The 18943-nt window shown below is 61.0% G+C and carries 20 protein-coding genes and 3 pseudogenes; 10 read left to right on the forward strand and 13 right to left on the reverse strand.

The window, feature by feature from the left end:
- Window positions 1-291 precede the first annotated feature (291 nt).
- Window positions 292-1560, forward strand: coding sequence for a DEAD/DEAH box helicase (locus BUB53_RS13365; RefSeq protein ID WP_073035312.1), 1269 nt, complete (start codon window positions 292-294; stop codon window positions 1558-1560).
- Window positions 1561-1585: 25 nt separating this feature from the next.
- Here BUB53_RS13365 and BUB53_RS13370 read toward each other — a convergent pair whose 3' ends face one another.
- A complete protein-coding gene (locus BUB53_RS13370) occupies window positions 1586-2305 on the reverse strand; it encodes an endonuclease/exonuclease/phosphatase family protein (protein WP_084729130.1) in 720 nt (239 codons plus the stop codon).
- A 39-nt stretch (window positions 2306-2344) separates the two neighbouring features.
- On the opposite strand from BUB53_RS13370, the gene BUB53_RS13375 reads away from it, so the two are divergent.
- Window positions 2345-2980, forward strand: a complete 636-nt coding sequence (locus BUB53_RS13375) for a hypothetical protein (protein WP_073035269.1) — start codon at window positions 2345-2347, stop codon at window positions 2978-2980.
- 6 nt (window positions 2981-2986) lie between these two features.
- On the opposite strand, the gene BUB53_RS13380 is transcribed toward BUB53_RS13375, so the two are convergent.
- From BUB53_RS13380 to mazG, 3 genes are all read right to left on the reverse strand, one after another.
- Window positions 2987-4408, reverse strand: coding sequence for a protein adenylyltransferase SelO (locus BUB53_RS13380; protein WP_073035270.1), 1422 nt, complete (start codon window positions 4406-4408; stop codon window positions 2987-2989).
- Between the two features lie 31 nt (window positions 4409-4439).
- The gene (locus BUB53_RS13385; protein ID WP_073035271.1) at window positions 4440-4886 is read right to left on the reverse strand and encodes a GNAT family N-acetyltransferase; all 447 of its coding nucleotides are present in this window, start codon (window positions 4884-4886) and stop codon (window positions 4440-4442) included.
- 250 nt (window positions 4887-5136) lie between these two features.
- Window positions 5137-5958 carry a nucleoside triphosphate pyrophosphohydrolase gene (gene mazG, locus BUB53_RS13390; RefSeq protein WP_073035272.1) on the reverse strand — a complete coding sequence of 274 codons (822 nt, stop codon included), beginning with the start codon at window positions 5956-5958 and terminating at the stop codon, window positions 5137-5139.
- Window positions 5959-6116: 158 nt separating this feature from the next.
- On the opposite strand from mazG, the gene speB reads away from it, so the two are divergent.
- Window positions 6117-7094, forward strand: a complete 978-nt coding sequence (gene speB, locus BUB53_RS13395) for an agmatinase (protein WP_073035273.1) — start codon at window positions 6117-6119, stop codon at window positions 7092-7094.
- Window positions 7095-7293: 199 nt separating this feature from the next.
- Window positions 7294-7464, forward strand: a pseudogene (locus BUB53_RS23195) (IS481 family transposase); the annotation flags it as partial.
- Here BUB53_RS23195 and opgC read toward each other — a convergent pair.
- The 5 genes and pseudogenes from opgC to BUB53_RS13430 all read right to left on the reverse strand — a co-directional run.
- Window positions 7397-7750, reverse strand: a complete 354-nt coding sequence (gene opgC / locus BUB53_RS13405) for an OpgC domain-containing protein (RefSeq protein WP_327213544.1) — start codon at window positions 7748-7750, stop codon at window positions 7397-7399. The pseudogene BUB53_RS23195 and the gene opgC sit on opposite strands and share 68 nt — an antisense overlap.
- Before the next feature lie 7 nt (window positions 7751-7757).
- Window positions 7758-9566, reverse strand: a complete 1809-nt coding sequence (mdoH, locus tag BUB53_RS13410) for a glucans biosynthesis glucosyltransferase MdoH (protein WP_073035274.1) — start codon at window positions 9564-9566, stop codon at window positions 7758-7760.
- Between the two features lie 8 nt (window positions 9567-9574).
- Window positions 9575-9811 carry a hypothetical protein gene (locus tag BUB53_RS13415; protein ID WP_143163218.1) on the reverse strand — a complete coding sequence of 79 codons (237 nt, stop codon included), beginning with the start codon at window positions 9809-9811 and terminating at the stop codon, window positions 9575-9577.
- The gene (locus BUB53_RS13420; protein WP_073035276.1) at window positions 9793-11397 is read right to left on the reverse strand and encodes an OpgD/OpgG family glucan biosynthesis protein; all 1605 of its coding nucleotides are present in this window, start codon (window positions 11395-11397) and stop codon (window positions 9793-9795) included. Before BUB53_RS13420 ends, BUB53_RS13415 begins: the two co-directional genes overlap by 19 nt.
- A gap of 597 nt (window positions 11398-11994) precedes the next feature.
- Window positions 11995-12144: pseudogene (locus tag BUB53_RS13430) on the reverse strand (IS701 family transposase); the annotation flags it as partial.
- Window positions 12145-12264: 120 nt separating this feature from the next.
- On the opposite strand from BUB53_RS13430, the gene BUB53_RS22500 reads away from it, so the two are divergent.
- The gene (locus tag BUB53_RS22500; protein ID WP_143163219.1) at window positions 12265-12462 is read left to right on the forward strand and encodes an IS110 family transposase; all 198 of its coding nucleotides are present in this window, start codon (window positions 12265-12267) and stop codon (window positions 12460-12462) included.
- A gap of 160 nt (window positions 12463-12622) precedes the next feature.
- Here the strand turns inward: BUB53_RS22500 and BUB53_RS13435 are convergent, their stop codons facing one another.
- Together BUB53_RS13435 and BUB53_RS13440 are read right to left on the reverse strand one after the other, a co-directional pair.
- Window positions 12623-14287, reverse strand: a complete 1665-nt coding sequence (locus BUB53_RS13435; protein ID WP_073035278.1) for a cytochrome c oxidase subunit I — start codon at window positions 14285-14287, stop codon at window positions 12623-12625.
- 66 nt (window positions 14288-14353) lie between these two features.
- Window positions 14354-15019: an FAD-binding oxidoreductase gene (locus BUB53_RS13440; protein WP_073035279.1), complete on the reverse strand. Its 666-nt coding sequence runs from the start codon at window positions 15017-15019 to the stop codon at window positions 14354-14356.
- A 171-nt stretch (window positions 15020-15190) separates the two neighbouring features.
- Here BUB53_RS13440 and BUB53_RS13445 point away from each other — a divergent pair, with 171 nt between their 5' ends.
- The 3 genes from BUB53_RS13445 (at window position 15191) to BUB53_RS13455 (ending at window position 16664) form a co-directional block, all read left to right on the forward strand.
- Window positions 15191-15628, forward strand: coding sequence for an RrF2 family transcriptional regulator (locus tag BUB53_RS13445; protein WP_073035280.1), 438 nt, complete (start codon window positions 15191-15193; stop codon window positions 15626-15628).
- Between the two features lie 24 nt (window positions 15629-15652).
- Window positions 15653-16090, forward strand: coding sequence for a DUF6522 family protein (locus BUB53_RS13450; RefSeq protein WP_073035281.1), 438 nt, complete (start codon window positions 15653-15655; stop codon window positions 16088-16090).
- 133 nt (window positions 16091-16223) lie between these two features.
- Complete coding sequence (locus BUB53_RS13455; RefSeq protein WP_073035282.1) at window positions 16224-16664, forward strand: CBS domain-containing protein; 441 nt, start codon at window positions 16224-16226, stop codon at window positions 16662-16664.
- A 27-nt stretch (window positions 16665-16691) separates the two neighbouring features.
- Here BUB53_RS13455 and BUB53_RS13460 read toward each other — a convergent pair.
- Both BUB53_RS13460 and BUB53_RS13465 read right to left on the reverse strand, forming a co-directional pair.
- Window positions 16692-17187: pseudogene (locus BUB53_RS13460) on the reverse strand (IS6 family transposase); the annotation flags it as partial.
- A gap of 58 nt (window positions 17188-17245) precedes the next feature.
- A complete protein-coding gene (locus BUB53_RS13465; protein ID WP_073035283.1) occupies window positions 17246-18049 on the reverse strand; it encodes a helix-turn-helix domain-containing protein in 804 nt (267 codons plus the stop codon).
- 67 nt (window positions 18050-18116) lie between these two features.
- Between BUB53_RS13465 and BUB53_RS13470 the strand changes: the two genes are divergently transcribed.
- Complete coding sequence (locus BUB53_RS13470) at window positions 18117-18581, forward strand: hypothetical protein (RefSeq protein WP_234983215.1); 465 nt, start codon at window positions 18117-18119, stop codon at window positions 18579-18581.
- Between the two features lie 20 nt (window positions 18582-18601).
- Window positions 18602-18925, forward strand: coding sequence for a DUF1330 domain-containing protein (locus BUB53_RS13475; protein WP_073035285.1), 324 nt, complete (start codon window positions 18602-18604; stop codon window positions 18923-18925).
- The last annotated feature ends 18 nt before the right edge of the window (window positions 18926-18943 follow it).

Below are 18943 nucleotides of genomic sequence, written 5' to 3' on the forward strand. Positions count from 1 at the left end.
TAGCTGCATCGCGAAAATGAATCCAGCCGTTTTCCGCGCCGCGCTTGACTTTGGGCTGTAGCGGGCGCATGTGCATGTCAACCGATGTTTCCTGCCGCGTGAGCAGTCGGGCCGCCTCAGGGCATGCCCACCATGAAACATCGCGGAGTGTTCCCAAAATCACGCGTGGGTCCGAACCATCAGGGCGATGTCCGGCACGAGGCCGGGCATGGGCCTTGGTGACACCACGATTTGTCCGCCTCGAAAGGGCGGTTGTGGCATGTGCACAACGCCATGCCCGAAAGGATATATATGAACCTGTTTCAGGAAATGGGCCTGCCCGGCCCGCTGGTGAAAAAGCTGGCGCAGATGGGCATTACCGAACCGACCCCCATTCAGGAGCGCGCGATTCCCTTTGCGTTGGACGGTGATGACGTCATGGGATTGGCGCAGACGGGGACGGGCAAGACGGCGGCCTTTGGCCTGCCTTTGCTGGCGCAACTGATGGAGGTGCGTGGCAAACCCGCGCCGAAATCCGTGCGCAGCCTGATCCTTGCCCCCACGCGCGAACTGGCGGGGCAGATTCGCGACACGCTGGTGCCGCTGGTCAAGGATACGCCGATCAAAGTGGGGCTGGTTGTCGGCGGCGCGTCGATCAATGCCCAGATCAAACGGCTTGAGCGCGGTACCGATGTGCTGGTGGCCACGCCGGGGCGTTTGCTGGATTTGCTGGACCGTCGTGCGCTGAACCTCGACGCCACGCAGTTTCTGGTGCTGGACGAGGCCGACCAGATGCTTGACCTGGGCTTTATTCATGCGCTGCGCAAGATCGCGGGGCTGTTGCCGGACGAACGTCAGACGATGCTGTTTTCGGCCACCATGCCCAAGCAGATGGAAGAAATCGCCGCCAGCTATCTGACCCATCCCAAACGCGTGCAGGTCAGCCCGCCGGGCAAGGCCGCCGACAAGATCACACAGGCGGTGCATTTCATCGCCAAGTCGGAAAAGCCCAACCTGCTGATCGAACTTCTGGACGGGCATCGCGACGAACTGGCGCTGGTGTTCGGGCGCACCAAACATGGTTCGGACAAGCTGGCCAAGCGGCTGGAGGCGGCGGGATTTGCCGTGGCGGCCATTCATGGCAACAAAAGCCAGGGCCAGCGTGATCGCGCGCTCAAGGCCTTTCGCGCGGGTGAGGTCCGGGTGTTGGTGGCCACCGATGTGGCCGCGCGGGGGCTGGATATCCCCGATGTGAAACACGTCTACAATTTCGACCTTCCGAACGTGGCCGAAAACTATGTCCACCGGATCGGGCGGACTGCGCGCGCGGGCCGTGACGGGGCCGCCGTGGCCTTTTGTGCGCCCGACGAGATGGGCGAATTGAAAGACATCCAGAAGGTTATGGGGATTTCCATTCCCGTGGCGTCGGGGCGTCCGTGGGCCGATTTGCCAGACCCCAATGCCAAACCCAAGGGCCGTGGCGGCCCGCGCCGGGGCAAAGGCGGTGGCGCTCAGCCAGGCAAATCGCAAGGCGGGCCACGCAGGCGCCACCGTAGTGGGCCGCGCAAGAAAGCCGCCTGATTGGTCAGATACATGGCCCGCGCCTTCAGGGGCGCGGGTCTTTTTCGCTGGACCGCGTAAGATCGGCCCAGACGGGCAGGTGGTCCGAGGCGATATGCGCCGGCTGGTGGCTATGCACGCCCATTGCCGTGGCCGTCAGTTCGGGGCTGAGCGCGATACGATCCAGCGAAGCAACAGGGCGCGGCGCGGGAAACGAGGCGTGCATGGGCAGGAAGCTGACCCGCTTGATGGCGGCGTCCAATGCCATGCCCTTGCCCCATTCGTTGAAATCTCCGGCAAAAACCGTAGGCATTTCGGGTAGTTGCCGTAACGCGCGACAGATCGTACCCAGTTGCAGCAACCGGTATCGGCGAACAAGCCCCAGATGCACGCCGATGACACGCAATGGGCCGATGGAGGTGTTCAGATCAGCGCGGATTGCGCCGCGCGGCTCCAGCCCCGGCAGCTCCATGTGAGCGGTTTCAAGCACCTGCGCCTCTCCGCGCACCAGCATCGCGTTACCATGCCAGCCGAGCGATCCGCCCGGCGCACCAAAGGGCAGAATGCTCCAGCCATCTTCTTCTATCATGTCGTGCGGGAGGGCAGCAGGCCGGGGTGGCAGGCGTTTATCGACCTCCTGCAATACAACAATATCGGCCGCCAGGGCATTGATAACGCGCAGGCTGCGGTCCGGCCTGCGGCGCAGGTCCAGCCCGACGCATTTCTGAAGGTTGTAGGTTGCAATTCTGAGCGCAGATGCCTTCATGGGCTCATATAAAGGCATTTATAGCGGGATTGTCACCTCGTGTTTTCCGAACAGACATGGCTGGCACGTATTATCTGGGGCGCATTGTTGGTCGTGGCGCTGTGGGCTTTGGTCGAATGGCAGCTCGAACTGGCCTTTGTCGCCCTGGCCACGCTGGCCCTGTCGGTGGCGCCGCTGTTCGTCGCGAGATGGGCCGACATCCGTGTGCCGCCCAGTTTCATCGCCGCGCTTGTGATATTCGTGGCCGGGACACTGTTTCTGGGAGAAGTCTTTGATTTCTATGAACGTCTTTGGTGGTGGGACATGGCGATGCATGCCAGTTCGGCTGTGGGGTTCGGCCTGATCGGATTTGTTCTGATGTTCATCATGTTCCAGGGCGACCGTTTTGCCGCGCCACCGATTGCGGTGGCCTTTTTCGCCTTTTGTTTTGCCATGACCATCGGCGTTCTGTGGGAGATATTCGAATTCGGCATGGATCAGACATTCGGCATGAACATGCAAAAATCCGGCCTGATGGATACGATGGGCGATCTGATCGTCGACATGATCGGCGCTATGATCGGGGCGGCGTCTGGGTTTGCCTATCTCAAGGGGCAGGCGCGGGGCGGGGTGCAGCAGTTGATCGACGAATTCGTCGAGCGCAATCCCCGGTTTTTCAAACGTTGGAAAAAGTAGGGGCGCTCAGGTGCCGCAGAATGTCTGCTGCACCACCTCGGATGGCTCGGGCGGGCGCATCAGGTCCTGCGCATCCGGCTGAGCGTCACAGGGGCGTGACAGGACCCGCATCAACCGATCAAAAGGCCGGAAATCGCCTGCCACGGCAGACTGGATCATCTGTTCGATCCGGTGATTGCGCGGGATATAGATGGGGTTCGCGGTGCGCATTGTGTCCTGCGGATTATCCTCTGCCTCGATCCGGCTGCGCCAGCGGGGCTCCCATGTGTCAAAGGCTGTCGGATCAAGGAACTGATCGCGCGGCGCTCCGTTGCTCAGGGCGTTGAAGGTATTGGTGAAATCGGCGCGGTTCTCGGCCATGAGACGCAACAGATCGACGATCAGGGATTCGTCCTCGGGGGTTGCATCGGCTATCCCGATCTTGCGCCCATAGGCGCGCAGCCAATGACTGTGGATGCGGTCGGGCATGGCGTGGATGATATTGGTGAAGTCTTCGACCGCCGCGTCCTGATCGGGCATCAGGGCGACCAGAGCCGTCGCCAGTTGCGCCATGTTCCAGACGATCACATTGGGCTGGCTGGAAAAGGCATAGCGCCCGTGGGCGTCGATTGAACTATAGACCGTATCGGGATGATAGCTGTCCATGAAGGCGCAAGGGCCATAGTCGATGGTTTCGCCGGAAATCGTGGTGTTGTCGGTATTCATCACGCCATGGATAAAGCCTATGGACATCCATTGCGCTACCAGTCCGGCTTGTCGTTCGGCCACGGTTTGCAGCAGATCTGCCGGGGTTTCGGCATTCGGCGCGTGGCGTTTCACGGTATACTCGAACAGGGCCCGAAGGCCGGGGATGTCGCGCCGCGCGGCGAAATACTGGAATGTGCCCACCCGCAGGTGACTGGAGGCCACGCGGGTCAGCACCGCGCCGGGCAGGGCGCCTGTTTCGCGGTAAACACTCTCGCCCGTGGCCACGGCGGCCAGGGCGCGGGTGGTGGGGATGCCAAGCGCATGCATCGCCTCGGACACCACGTATTCGCGCAGTACCGGCCCCAGCCATGCGCGCCCGTCCCCCATCCGGGAATAGGGGGTGAGCCCCGAGCCTTTCAGTTGAATATCAAGGCGTTGGCCGTCATTCTTCATGACCTCGCCCAGCAAATGCGCCCGCCCGTCGCCAAGTTGGGGAGAGAAGCCGCCGAACTGATGCCCGGCATAGACCTGCGCCAGTGGCTCCGCCCCGTCGGGCAACATGTTGCCTGCGAAAACCTGCGCCATGTCCTCGACCGCGCCGGGGGCGATGCCCAGATCGGCGGCAAGCGCGTCGTTGAAGGCCAGCAAGGTGGGCGCCTTGACCGGGACGGGCGCCAAGCGGCTGTAGAACCTGTCGGGCAGGCGGGCATAGCTGTTTTCAAAGGGAATATGCAGGGTCATGCCCTTAACCTAGGCGCATGGCAGATGAATGCTAGACGTCGCGGCTAAGGATCATCACCTCGTCGCGCGGATGGAAGCGCATTCTTTGGTAGAGGGAACGCGGGCGGGGCTGATCGCGCGGGGTTTCGACATGCATCACCTTGAGGCCCGCGCCCTTGAGTGCCTTGGGCAGGCTTGTCAGAACTTCGGCCCCGATTCCGCGATTGCGCACACCGGAGCGGATGAACAATTCGTCCAGGGTGGCGGTCATGCCGCCCTGGCGCACGGACCAGCCGAAGGACAGCAGGACATAGCCGATGGGCGCACGGACCGGGCCGATCAGGTATCCGGCCCCGTGTGGCGCACCTTCGAGCAATGCCAGCAGGGCCTCGCGGCGGGCTGAGGCATCCTGGGCAATGCCGGCCTCGGCGTGGTGAGAGGCGACGAGCGCGTCGAGACGGTCGAGATCGTCAGGCTTGGCGAGGGTCAGGTTCGGCACGGTATCGGGTAACCTCGTGATCGGATCAAATCGGGTCGAAGCAGAGTTGCACGACGGTGGGGGCTGACGCGGGAAATGTCCACCTCTCATACCGCCGGATCGGCGCTGTTTTGCCGCTTGGGATGCGAATCGGGGCAAAAGCCAAGGTTAACAGGTCAAACCCCGTTCGGCATCGCGTCGGTATGACGCCGGTATCGCGTCGGTTTAAGGGGCCGACCGAGGGGAGGTTAACGGGGCGTGCGTTGCGCGATCAGTCCGGGGTGCGTTCGGCGGCCTTGGCGCGGTTCCAGAGCGCGTCCATTTCGGCAAGGTCGGATTGCTCCGGCGTTTTGCCCGCCTCGGCCAGCCAATCCTCAATCCGGGCAAAGCGGCGGGTGAACTTGGCGTTGGCGCGGCGCAGCGCGGCCTCGGGATCGACCTCGAGATGGCGCGCAAGGTTGGTCATGACGAAGAGAAGGTCGCCCATCTCTTCTTCGATCTTGTCCTGCGGCAGGGTCTCGGCGGCCTCGACCAGTTCGGCGGATTCCTCGGCGATCTTGTCGAGCACCTGCGTGGTTTCTGGCCAGTCGAACCCCACGCGCGCTGCCCGCTTTTGCAGCTTCAGCGCGCGCAGCAGGGCGGGCAGCCCCACGGCGACCCCGTCCAGAACGCCGGTTTGCGCCTTGTCTGCACGCTCGGCGGCCTTGATCGCCTCCCAATCGCGGGTTTGCTGCTCGGCCGATTTATCGCGGCTTTCGTCACCGAAGACATGCGGGTGGCGGGCCACCATCTTGTCGGCGATGGCATTGGCCACGTCATCGAAGGCGAACAAGCCACGGTCATCGGCAATCTGGGCATGAAACACCACCTGCAACAGAAGATCGCCCAATTCGCCGCGCAATTCGTCCCAGTCGGCGCGCTCGATGGCGTCGGCGACCTCGTAAGCCTCTTCGATGGTGTAGGGGGCGATGGTGCCGAAATCCTGCTCGATGTCCCACGGGCAGCCGCTGTCGGGATCGCGCAACCGGCGCATGATCTCGAGCAGCCGAGGCATGCTGCCGTGGGAGCCATGAGTTGTCGGGTCTTTTGGCATGGTTTGGGGCGTCCTTCTGTCGGGTCGGCGGCAGCCTGACGCGCAGGCCGCACGGAGTCCAGCCCATGTGCCGGGCTTGCATCCCTGTCGCATTGCCGACAATGATCGCTCAGACGGCGGCGAACCCGAGAGGGCCGTAGCACGGGAGGACAGGCCGAATGGCGCTTGAAGATGCAAAAAGTCAGGTGGATCAGGCTTTTACGCGGGAAAATTCGCGTGGTCTGAATTATGAAAACAGCTTTGGCGGGGCGCTGTCATTCCTGCGGCGGCGCTATAGCAAGGACCTGACGGGGGTCGATCTGGCCGTGACGGGCGTGCCCTTCGATCAGGCGGTGACCAACCGGCCCGGCGCGCGCCTCGGGCCGCGCGCGGTGCGCGAGGCCAGCGCCTTGCAGGTGTTCGACCCGCCCTATGGCTGGGACGGGTTCAGCCCGCTGGAGGCGTTCGATATCGTCGATTACGGTGACCTAGCGTTCGATTATGCCAATGTCCCGGCCTTTCCCGCTGCGCTGACGGAGCATATCCGCGGCATCCTCAAGGCCGGAGCGGGCAGCATCACCCTTGGCGGGGATCACTATATTTCCTTCCCGATTCTAAGGGCTTACGCCGAGAAATTCGGGCCGCTGTCCTTGCTCCAGTTCGATGCGCATAGCGATACATGGGCGGATGACGACATGGATCGCGTCGATCATGGGACGATGTTCTACAAGGCGGTCAAGGAAGGGTTGATCGACCCGAAACGCTCGGTTCAGGTGGGCATTCGCACGGTGAATGCCGACAATCTGGGGGTGCCGACCATCGACGCACGTGAGGTACATGAGTGTGGTCCCGCGAAAACCGCCAGAAAAATCAAAGAGATACTTGGCGAGTCTCAGGTATACGTGACCTTTGATATAGATTGTCTGGACCCGGCATTCGCCCCCGGCACCGGCACGCCCGTCTGGGGTGGGCTGAGCAGCGGGCAGGCGGCGATCATCCTGCGCGATCTGGCCGGAATCAACATGGTGGGCGGGGACGTTGTCGAGGTGTCGCCTCCCTATGATACCAGCGGGGCAACGGCGGTGGCGGGCGCGCATGTGGCGATGGAGTTGATCTGCCTGTGGGGCTGGACGCGGCGTGGCCGCCGGACCGGGTAACGGGTGACCGCCGTCGGATGCCTCCGGCGAGAGTATTGTCAAGGATTAAAAGCTATATGGATCAATGCATTACGCTCTTGGTGAGTCTTTTGATCCAGTATTATATCCACGTAGTAGTTACTGGCTTGATCGTGGCTTTAGCATGTTTGATCCCATGGTTTGATGGTGTGATCCTTTCGTCGAAATGGAAGGAACCATTATGGGACAAGTTCGTCAGGGGAGCGCCACGACAACGCACGCCGTCAGAGCAGCAATACAGCGATCGCAGGCTTCGGCAGCGGAGTTGAGCCGCGAGTTGGGGATCAACCCGAAGACGGTCGCGAAGAGACGCAAACGGCAATCGGTCGAAGATCAGAAGACCGGGCCGAAAGACCCTCGTTCATCTGCCGCATGCTGCCGGAGGAAAAGGCCAGCGCCACGGCACAGCCCGACATGAAAACGAACCCCTCCGCTGCATCGGACAGGCCGAAATTGCGGGAGGTCAGATGCTCGTAAACCGTGCCGGGCAGATGGTTTCCGTAGATCGTCACAAGGCAGAGCCCCCGGAAGAAATCGAGCCGCGGATCACGCGGTTTCTTAACTCGTGGTCCGGTGTCGGTGATGGACGGGGCATGCCCCCGCTCGTTCATGGCGGGGAGGACGCTGTTCGAGACCATGGTTATCTTAGGTCTTCACGCCAAGGGGCTGGTCTAGGGTCGGGGCCTCGGCATCATCCCCTTCTTTCGTGTCCGGTTGCACGCCCCAGCGGGCAAGGATACCGGCATGGATCTCCAGGACACGCGGCGGAGACAGCTCCGCCGGAACGGTCATCAGGTCACTTCGCGAGGGCAGGGAGCCCCAACGCAGCACCGCCGGGGCAAGGATCATCGGCAGGCCCACCGGCAGCAGCCACAGGAACAGCTCCGGTGTCAGCCAGCCCGCCGCGATCATGCTGGCGAACCCGATCGCCGAGATCCACCAGGACGCGGAAATCGCCTCCTGCCAGCTCAGCACCCCGTCGCCACGGTTATTGGTGGGCCAGCCACCGTCGCGGCGCATCAATACCTGCAGGACGGAGCGCACGGTGAAGAGCATCAGCACCGGCGCGATCAGCGAGGATTGCAGAAGCTCGGTCAGGGTCGACAGAACCACCTTGACCGGCCCGCCGAACTCTTTCGCCTCGCCGGTCAGGATGGCGCGCAGGGCGATCAGGAGTTTCGGCAGGAACAACAGTCCCACAATGCCGATGAAGAGGCCAATCGCCATCGAGGCGGCCGATTGGGGGAAGGCGGGGAAGGGCCAGCCGGGCACCGGGAAGTAATCGGGCGGTTTCACCATCAGTGGCGCGGCGATGGAGGCGGCGATGAAGCCCATCCAGAAGAGCGGCGCAATGAAGGCCATGATGCCTTGCGCAAAAACGATCCGCGACCAGGGCTTCAGCCCCGGCGCACCGATCACCCGCAGGTGTTGCAGGTTGCCCTGGCACCAGCGGCGGTCGCGCTTGGCATGATCGACAAGGTTCTCCGGCCCGTCTTCGAACGAGCCTTCAAGATCGTCATCCAGCCGCACGATCCAGTCATTGCGAGCCAGCAGCGCGGCCTCGACATAATCGTGGCTCATCACGTGGCCGCCGAAGGGTGGGGTGCCCTTCAGCTTGGGGAGGCCGCAGCTTTGCGCGAAGGCGCGGACACGGACGATGGCGTTATGGCCCCAGAACGGGCCGGTCCGGCCCTGCACCATGGCAAGACCGCGCGCGAAGACGGGTGAGAAGAAATCGGCCGAGAACTGCATTGCCCGGCCAAAGCGGGACCGGGCATGGATGATCTTGGGCAGGGTCTGCAGCAGGCCCAGCTCCGGCTCATCCTCCATCCGGCGGATCATGGTGAGCAGTGTGTTGCCGTCCATCAGCGAATCCGCGTCGAGGATCACCGCGTAATCATAGGCTGCGCCGGAACGGGTGATGAAATCCTGGATATTGCCGGCCTTCTTGCCGGTGTTCAGCGCCCGTCGGCGGTAGAAGAACCGTCCGATCCCGTCGCAATCCTGTACCATGCGCTTGAACACCACGCGCTCCTGCGCGGCGATGGCCGGGTCGCGGGTGTCCGACAGGATCGCGAAATGGATCTCCGCCGGATCGCCGGTTTCCCGCAGCGAGACCTCCATCGCGGCGATGCGCGAAAAGCTTTCCAGCGGGTTCTCGTTATAGACCGGCATCAGGATGCAGGTGCGTCCCCGGATCGGCGCCACGCTGTCGGGCCGGGGCGGCCGCGCACGGGAGGTCATGCCGACAAAGGCCAGGGACGCGCCCCAGGCTAGCCAGACGGTGGAGATCAGGATCAGCACCGCCCGAAGTACGTCGATCCATGTCAGCCCGTTGGACGCGCCGAATTCCAGGAACATCAGGAACGCCCCGAACCCTGCGAACAGACTGGCGATGAACATAGCCATTCGCAGGGCCAACAAGGATGCAGGAGGGATGTGCTTCGGCACCATCGACCCGGTCAGGCACCCGCGTCCATGGACGCCGAAGCCGCATTGCCATGACGCAGACGATGCATGAGGCGCCGCAGGGGACCGAACCGGGTTTCGATGACCTGCTCCGGCATGGCCAGAGGTGCGACCGGAAGGGCGCAGGGATCTGCCAGCACGTCAGGCAGCACGGGGCCTGCCGCGCTTCCATCGGCACCACTTCCCAGGTGAACGCGCTCTGCGCCTTCCATCAAGCTTCTGTAATCCATTGAAAAAGCCATGTCTCTGTCAGTTTCCGCCCATAACCTTCGATATGCGCCGAAAGTTCGACCACGTCTTCTTCACCGATGACGTCCAGAACCAGACGCCACATGGTGTGCCCGGAAATGCGTTGCAAGACCTGCGACGTAATACGTGCACCAATCGCCGACGCGACAATTGACATCTCCTCAACGGCGCTGGCGGGCAAATGTTCCAACTGGCCGCCAGAAAAATCGATCACGAATTTCCGGGCACCCTCCTCGGCCTCTATGCCGGACACGCCACCGATCCCGGCGCGCGAGGCATAAACATATGCAAGATCGCCATTTTCCTCCGGCGGCAGGTCGCCCCAATGGAGGCGATAGCGCAGGGTCATCTCCTCTCCGGCGCGGCCCGGTTCGGACGGCACCCAAAAGGCGACGATGTTGTCATTGACCTCCAGCGTGGAGGGGATCTCCACCAGCCGGATGGTGCCGCGGCCCCAGTCGTCGATTGGCTCGACCATGCAGGAGGGGCGGCGTTCGTACAGTGCTTCCACGTCCTGGAAATCCTCGAAGTCGCGGCTGCGCTGGCAGAGGCCAAACCGCTTCGGCGTGGTCTCGCTGAGATAGCTGGAGGTCAGGCGCGGCGGATTGGACAGCGGCCGCCAGACCCGGTCGCCATTGCTGCGCTCGATGGCGAGCCCGTCGCTGTCATGCACCGCCGGGCGGAAATCGTCGAATTTCGCGCGGTTGCGGTCGCCGTAAAGGAACATGGAGGTCAGCGGCGCGACGCCGACCTGTTTCACATCCTTGCGGAAGAAGATATGAGCGGTCACCTCGAACACGGTGTCCTCGCCCGGAATGATGACGAATTCATAGGCCCCGGTCAGGGAATCGCTCTCCATCGCGGCCCAGACTGTCACATGGTCGCTGCCGGAGGCTGGGCGCTCGACCCAGAAACGGGTGAAGTGGGGGAATTCCTCCTTCACGTCGATGCCGGTGTTCACCGCCAGACCGCGCGCCGACAGGCCATAGCTGGAGCCGCGGCCAAGCGCGCGGAAATAGGAGGCGCCCTGGAAGGCCACCAGTTCGTCCATCACGTCGGGGCGGTTCAGCGGATGGTGCAGGCGGAAGCCGGCGACCCCGGGCAAGGGCGCGTGTTCCGGCACCTTCTTGCGCGACTCGCGCTCGTAGATGAAATCATCCGTGTCGAATTCCATCGGGTGGGCGATGCCCTCGGACACTTCGGACATGTGGACCGGCTCGGTGAACAGCCAGCCCATGTGGAAGGCGTGCAACTCGAACCGGGTGTTCTCGATATCGCCGAACCGCGCGCGTTCAGGGTCATAGCGGATCATGCGGTAATCGTCATAGGTCAGATCGTTGAGGAAACTGCCTTCGACCACTTCGGGCTGGAACGGTTGTGCGCGCGCACCGCGCATCATCTCCACCAGCCACTCGAAGCTGAACGGCTGCCCTTCGGACGGGGCCTCGGCCTCGGCGGTTTCACTTGTCGTCTCCTGTGCGATGGCGCGACCGGCGGACAGCATCAGCAGGGCGGAGGAAGAAAGAAGAAGAGCGCGGCGTGTAAGTGGAGCTGAGTTGAAACTCATGTGGGGCAGTGTCCGTTCTTGGGTCTTAAGGTGGCGAGACCAGTTCTCGCGGGCAAGGGGCTGCATTCTACTTACACAATCTGTTTGCTCGCGGAATGGGCATTGGAGGAGATTGGGTTCAAGTTACCGAAAATGAAGCGAAAACCCCTGTTTGCAGCGTATCCTTGCCACTCAGACAGGCATTTTTCGGCAGGTTTTCGCCGGGTGCTGCCGGTTCGCTCACGGTTGCACACGATTCTAGCGATGCGCGAGAGCCGCCCAGGGTTGTGACGCCCGCATATGCGACTCATGTGTCAATTGGATTCCGGCGGGGTGGGGGCGAAAGTGACTGGCGCCCAGGCTGCTCTGACCGCGTGCATGGTCGTGGCGCAGCCATGACGAACCTGTCCCATAGTGCTTCCTTCCATTCCAACGAAAAGATCACGCCATCAAACCCTGGGATCAAACACCTGGCACTACTTTGGCAGATCGTTGTTTTTCCCTCTGATAAGCCTTTCACGGTAAGGGCATCGTAAAGGCGGCGGATGGGCGAACATGTCAAGGATGGCTTGCCTGAGTATGGTTGGTAGCGGGGGCGGTCCGGGGCTTTTTCCAGTCCCGCCCCGCCATTGGCTGCACGCTCTTGCGATCACCCGGGCCGATCAGCCTGGCAACACAGGCCGGACACATCCGCCCCCGCGTCTTGTGTCCAAGCGCCGAAACAAACGGCGCCAGCCAGGATTCCAGATTGTCCCGCGAGTTCCCCATAAACCATCAGCCTCCCTCAAAGCTGGCTCCCTATGATGAGGTGGACGCCCCCATAACTCGGCATCGATGTGCCATATGGTGGTTTGTTGACGTCGCCATATCAAAAGAAGGAGCGTCCACATGAAAGTCCACACAATCGGCCTCGATATTGCGAAGAGCGTTTTCCGGGTGCATGGTGTCGATGAAACGGGTGAGGTTGTCCTGACCCGCCGGTTTGCGCGCCGTAAATTGCTTCCATTCTCTGCTAAGTTGCCGTCGTGCGTGATCGGCATTGAGGCCTGCGCTACTGCTCATCATTGGGCACAACATGACCGCTGAGACATAAACAAGGGTGGGTCAAGTCCCGGTGAAAATACCGGGTCAGTTCTCAGCGGAAATCAACAAGCATGCTCTCTGGAGTGTGCTGTCACTTTTGGGCGGCTCCTGTTCTGCAAGTTTGCCTCAACCTGGTTTCGTTTGACAGCGCCAACTCGTGACGTCATCCAGCAATCCGGCTGTCCCAATCCCGGGGTTTGGGCAGTTCCTCAAATGTGTGTTCCGGTACCGGTGAGGGCAGGGTCCATTCCAAGGTATCGGCGTAGTTGTTCCAGTAGTTTGCGCGAGACTCGTGCTTGCCGGCCAGCAGCGTGTAGAAAACGATCCCGATAAACAGCAGGAACGAGGCGAAAGCCAGCAGCGCCCCCCAGCTCGACACCGTGTTCCAGAAGCCGAATGCATCGGGATAGTCGATATATCGGCGCGGCATGCCCTGCCGCCCCAGGAAGTGCTGCGGGAAAAATGTGAGGTTTGCACCGATGAAGAACATCCAGAAATGCAGCTTGCCGGCCCACTCGGGATATTGCCGGCCCGACATCTTCGCGATCCAGTAATAAATACCGGCAAAGAGCGCAAAGACGGCGCCGACGCTCATCACGTAGTGAAAATGCGCAACCACATAGTAGGTGTCGTGATAGACGCGATCGACGCCCGCCTGCGCCACCACGACACCGGTAACCCCGCCGATCGTGAACAGAAAGATGAAGCCGATGGCGAACAGCATCGGCGTCCTGAACCGGATCGAGCCCTGCCACATCGTTGCCAGCCAGGAAAACACCTTGATGCCGGTCGGGACCGCGATCGTCATTGACGCGATCTGGAAGTAGCTCTGTTGCGTGATCGACATGCCAACGGTGAACATGTGGTGCGCCCAGACCACAAACCCCAGTGAGCCGATGGCGATCAGGGCCCAGACCATGGGCAGGTAACCGAAGACGGGTTTTCTCGAGAATGTCGCGACGACATGGCTGACGATGCCAAAGCCGGGCAGGATCACGATATAGACTTCGGGATGGCCGAAGAACCAGAAAAGGTGTTGGTAAAGATTCGGATCGCCACCACCGGACGGATCAAAAAAGGTGGTTGCGAAGTTGCGGTCCGTTAGCAGCATGGTGACCGCGCCGGCGAGCACCGGAACCGCCATGAGCAGCATCCAGGCGGTGATGAAGATCGACCAGGCGAACAGGGGTACCTTGAAGAGCGTCATGCCCGGCGCGCGCATGTTGAGGAAGGTGGTGATCATGTTGATCGCGCCCAGGATCGAACTGGCACCAGAAACATGGATTGCGAAAATGGCCAGGTCCATCGATATGCCGCCATCCCGCACCGAAAGCGGCGCGTAGAGAGTCCATCCGACGCCTGCGCCAAGCTGCCCGTCGCCGCCCGTCGCCAGGAGCGATGCGAAGGCGAGGGCTGTTCCGGCAACGAACAGCCAATAGCTGAGATTGTTGAGCCGCGGAAACGCCATATCAGGCGCACCGATCATTAGCGGCATGAAATAGTTACCGAACCCGCCGAACAGAGCCGGTATGACGACGAAGAACATCATCAGCACGCCGTGATAGGTGACGAGGATGTTCCATATATGCCCGTTGGGCGTACATTCGGCGACTGAGGGCCAGAGCCGCAGCCCTTCGAGGCACATGTATTGCACCCCCGGCCCCATAAGCTCCAGCCGCATGTAGACTGAGAACAATACTGCGATCATGCCCACTGAGGCCGAAGTAAACAGGTAAAGGATGCCAATGTCCTTGTGGTTGGTGGACATGAACCAGCGGGTAAAGAAACCCCTGTGGCCGTCATCCTCGTTCAGCGTCGCTTCACTCATTGCGGCCTCCTGCGATAGGGTTTGAATCTAACCCTGAGTTGTGATTTCGGCTTGGTTGCCGCGAACTCAAAACGCCTCTTCGATGATCTGCGTGCCCTTTACGCCGAGGTCATGGAGAATTGTCCGGACCGCCTTCATCATTGGAGGAGGACCGCAGAGATAGCAGCGGCTATCAGGTTCCACGAACTGGCTGAGATACTCTCGGTCGAGCCTCCGTTGCGGCACGCTGGCACCGGATTCGTCCACCACGAAGGCCGTTTTCAGCCCTTCCATGGCCTCGAATTTCTCGCGCCAGATGATGTCGGTTTCGGTCTTGTTGGCGAAAACCAGTGTTGATCCTTCAAGTGTGCCGTGATCGTTCAGCTGCTTGCGCAACACCGCGATCATCGGTGTGATGCCGGCACCGCCGGCGATGAACACTCCTGGCCCCTTGTCCGAAATTGCCCCGAACGGTCCCGTTATCTTCACCTCGTCGCCCGGCTTCATCCTGCCTATCTGCTCTGTCACACCATGATGATCGGGGTAGGATTTGATGACGAATTCCAGGGTCGGCTCGTCGGGCAGTGTGACTGGCGTGAAAGGCCTGCCCTTGTCCTCCCATCCTTCCTTGAGCAAATGCAGTTCCACCCCTTGTCCCGGCGTATAATCGAAGCCGTCGGGATGGTCGAAAATTAGATGATATGTGTCATGCGTGACGGGTTCGATCCGTTTCAGGGGCAGGTGAAATGCCATTGCGTGCCTCCTTGCTATTACCCAAATGGACGATCTCTATTTGGCAGGCGCGTTCTTCACACATGTCTCCACCGACTTCTGGCCGGTTGGTCCGCATATTTATTTGGTATTTGAAATACCATTTATCCTCCGATATAACTGGTATTGTCAATACCAATTTAAGGAACATGAATGCGACTTGCATCTTTCACTGATTACGGCCTGCGTGTCCTGATGCGTCTGGCCGGTGCGCCCGATGAAGCTGTCTCAACCGGGCAGATCGCCGAGGAGTTCGAGATATCGCAACATCATCTGGCAAAGGTGGTACAGGATCTCGGACGCGGCGGCTTCGTCCGCAGCCGGCGCGGCCGGAGCGGCGGGCTGCAACTGGCCCGACCGCCGCAAACGATCACGCTCGGCGAGGTCGTGCGCCACCTCGAACAGCGCTTCGCTATCGTCGAGTGTTTCAGGGAAGACGGCGGTTCGTGCACACTGAAGCCACGATGTCGCCTGAAGCCCAGGCTGGCTGCGGCACGTGAAGCATTCATGTCGGAGCTTGACCGATCGACCATGGCGGACTGCGCCTGGTCCGGTGACGGGCCGGAGGAGCCACGGGTTCGGGTCGTATGATGCGCCGGGAACGGGAGAAAACCGATGACAAAGATCGAAATTGCCGACGATATGATGCAGGTCGACGCCAAGGTGCTTGCCAAAGCGTTACGGATGGACACCAACGACCTGAAACAGGGTATGCGCGACGGCACGATCACCGGCCGGATTGAGCGTGGTGAGGGCAAGGATGCGGGGAAGCTCCGCCTGACCTTCTTTTCGGCGGATCGCCGGGTTCGCATGACTGCGGATGAAAACGGCAACCTCCTGACATGCAGCGCGGTGGATTTTACGAGACGGGCGATGCCGGTGTCCCGCATGGGTGGTGGGACGACCGAGGTCGAGACCGCGTACCGGGCCCAGCTCGATGCGCTGCTCGACAATGCACTGCAAGACACTTTCCCCGCCAGCGATCCGGTTGCCATCAGTTTCGACTCTCCGGGGCGAATGGTTGTCGGGTCCGGGAAACACCACGACAGATGAATGTCATGCCGCCGATACTGCGATCCGATGAGGTTTCCCATCTGGAATGGCCTTCCGCTTTTCGGTGTCAGATGATTTCGCTGGTTGCGGCAAGGTCGAGTATCGCGCTCTCAGGATAGGAAAGGACGCTGTCATGCTGGTCGAGAAGATCCTGCCCGATATACGCAAGCGGTTGTTGTGTATCGAGCCGACTGCGACGCTGCTTCAGGCCGCCCGGTTGCTGGATGACGGTAGAGACATGCTGCTGGTCTGTGATGTGGGCAGGGGGCTGGCGGGAATCGTCACGAAAACGGATGTGGTGCGCATGACCGGTCGCTGTGTCGGGGCAGGCTGCACCGCGCCCGTAACCGAGGCGATGACACGTGAGGTTGTCTCCACCACGCCCCAGGCATGGCTGCACGATGTCTGGAAGGCGATGCAAGATCGTGAGTTGAAGAACGTTCCGGTTCTCTACAATGACGGTACGCCGCTCGGCATCCTGAACGCCCGCGATGCGCTGCAGATGCTGCTGCAGGAGGTCCGTTACGAAGAAGAATTGTTGCGCGACTACGCCATGAGCCTCGGCTACCGCTGAGCCGCTTGAGCAGGAATCGCCATTGCCGCTGTTCAAGCCCTTGCGCGCCCGATGATCGGCGTCTGGTGTGAGCGTTTGGAGCGGTTTGATATAGCTTCGCAACTTGTCCGTCACGACGACACGCGGTTTGCCAAAGCGGGCTATCAGCCGTCTGAGGAAACGCTTTGTTGCCTTGGCGTTTCGCCGTGGCTGCACTGGGATGTCCAGAACGTCGCCGTTCGCATCCACTGCTCGCCAAAGCCATACCTTCATACCGTTGATCGGGAGGACAACTTCGTCCAGGTGCCATTTATCGGCAGTGGAGGGACGGTCGCGCTTGATGCAATCGGTGAAATGCCGGCCAAACCGGTTTATCCATTTGCGCACGGTTTCCCGGCTGACCGTAACGACGCGCTCGGCCAGCAGATCCTCGACATCCGCCGTGCTGAGGCCAAAACGGATGGCACACCCAAACCGCATAAGCGACGATATCATGGGCGAAACAGTAGCCTTTCAGGCGTGGCATATTGGCTGGTATCTTCATGGAGGTCGGCTAGGCGCTCCACTCAAGGTCAGCAAGCTGGCAATGCCGTGGTCTGGTTTCATGCCCCCTTATCAAGCTCTGCCATCGCATTTGCGGTGTCCTTGTCAGCCGGAAAGAAGGCCTCGATCGTGACTTCTGACAACGTAACATCGACCGCCGTTCCGAAGACCGTTGTCGTGGTCAGGAATGACAATGATCCGAGATCGGTCTTCAGCCGGAAGGGCACCGCGACCGCTTGAACATTCCCGCGTACGGGATGATCGGTCCGCGCCGCCGCTGGATGCGGCAACGCCTCCAGCTCGTCCCTGAGCGCGGCGAGTACCGGATCGGCCGAGTGTTCGATTTCATGGCTGAGGCGGGTTAGAACGTGCTCGCGCCATTCCAACAGGTTGAGGATGCGCGAAGCCAGTCCTTCGGGGTGGAGGCTCAATCGCAGAACGTTCACGTCGCCTTCCAGAAGGTGAGGCGAGACATCGGCCAAGAGGTGCGACACGGCGGCATTCGCGGACAGCATCGTCCAGTGACGATCAACCGCCAATGCGGGATGGGGGAGATGCCCGTGCAAGATACGGTCAATCGCCTCGCGTGCGGCAGAAAGCTCTGGCGCATCAAGGGGCCGCTGGGGAAAAACCGGCGCGTAGCCGGCTGTATGGAGCATAACGTTGCGTTCGCGTAGCGGTACATCGAGCTGGCGGGTCAGTTGCAGGACCATCTCGCGGCTAGGACGCGAGCGCCCGGATTCGAGGAAGCTGAGATGCCGCTGGGAAATGTTCGCATCGAGCGCGAGCGCGAGCTGGCTGAGCCGCCGCCTCTTCCGCCACTGCTTCAGCTGATATCCGATATGGTTTTCTGGCGATTTCATGCGAACTTTCTAACCGACCACCAACAGCATGACCATTACCTCCGAGGTAATCGACGCGAGATCAGAGATGCGCGAGATTCACTTCACCGTTCGGTTTCCCATGATGGGTGGCCGACGTCACTCGGAGAGAAATATGACTGATCTCGGACACCGATTTTCTTTGCAGGCCATCCTCGCCATCGATGCGGCGACCTGCGCGATCATGGGTGCATTGCTGGTTTTCGCATCCGAACCGATCGCAGGGCTGACCGGCATCCCCGAACCGTTTCTGTTCGTTGCCGGGCTGCTTCTGCTGCCGATTGCGGTTTTTATGGCGGTATTCGCCCGGGTCGCGACCATCCCCGCCTGGGCTGTGCAGATGGTTGTCGCAGGCAACGTGCTTTGGGTTCTGGGCAGTGTGATCCTGCCAATCGCCGGGCTGATCGCACCCAACGGGCTGGGCTGGGCTTTTCTTCTCGTGCAGGCGGTCGCCGTTGCCATTTTCGCGAGCCTCGAATGGGCCGCACGGCAGTATCCGGCCAGCTGCGCCTGAACTCGGGAAAGGAGAGAGACATGACCAGCTATGCCATCGGCCACCTGCACAAAGTCGAAATGGGCGCCGATATCATCACCTACCTCGAAACCATCGACGCCACCCTGGCACCGTTCGACGGGAAGTTTGTCATTCATGGCGGACAGAAACACCAGCTTGAAGGATCTTTTCCCGGCGATCTGATCGTGATCGCCTTTCCAAGCATGGCTCAGGCCCACGCCTGGTACGCGTCCCCGGCCTACCAGGAGATTCTTCCGCTACGATCGAGAAATGCCGAGGGCAACGTGTTTCTGATCGAAGGCGTGAATGCGGATCACAGGGCCACCGATATCCTTTCGTCATAGAGAGCACTGAAGATACGC

The organism is Roseovarius pacificus (assembly GCF_900142665.1).
Classification (GTDB): Bacteria; Pseudomonadota; Alphaproteobacteria; order Rhodobacterales; family Rhodobacteraceae; genus Roseovarius; species Roseovarius pacificus.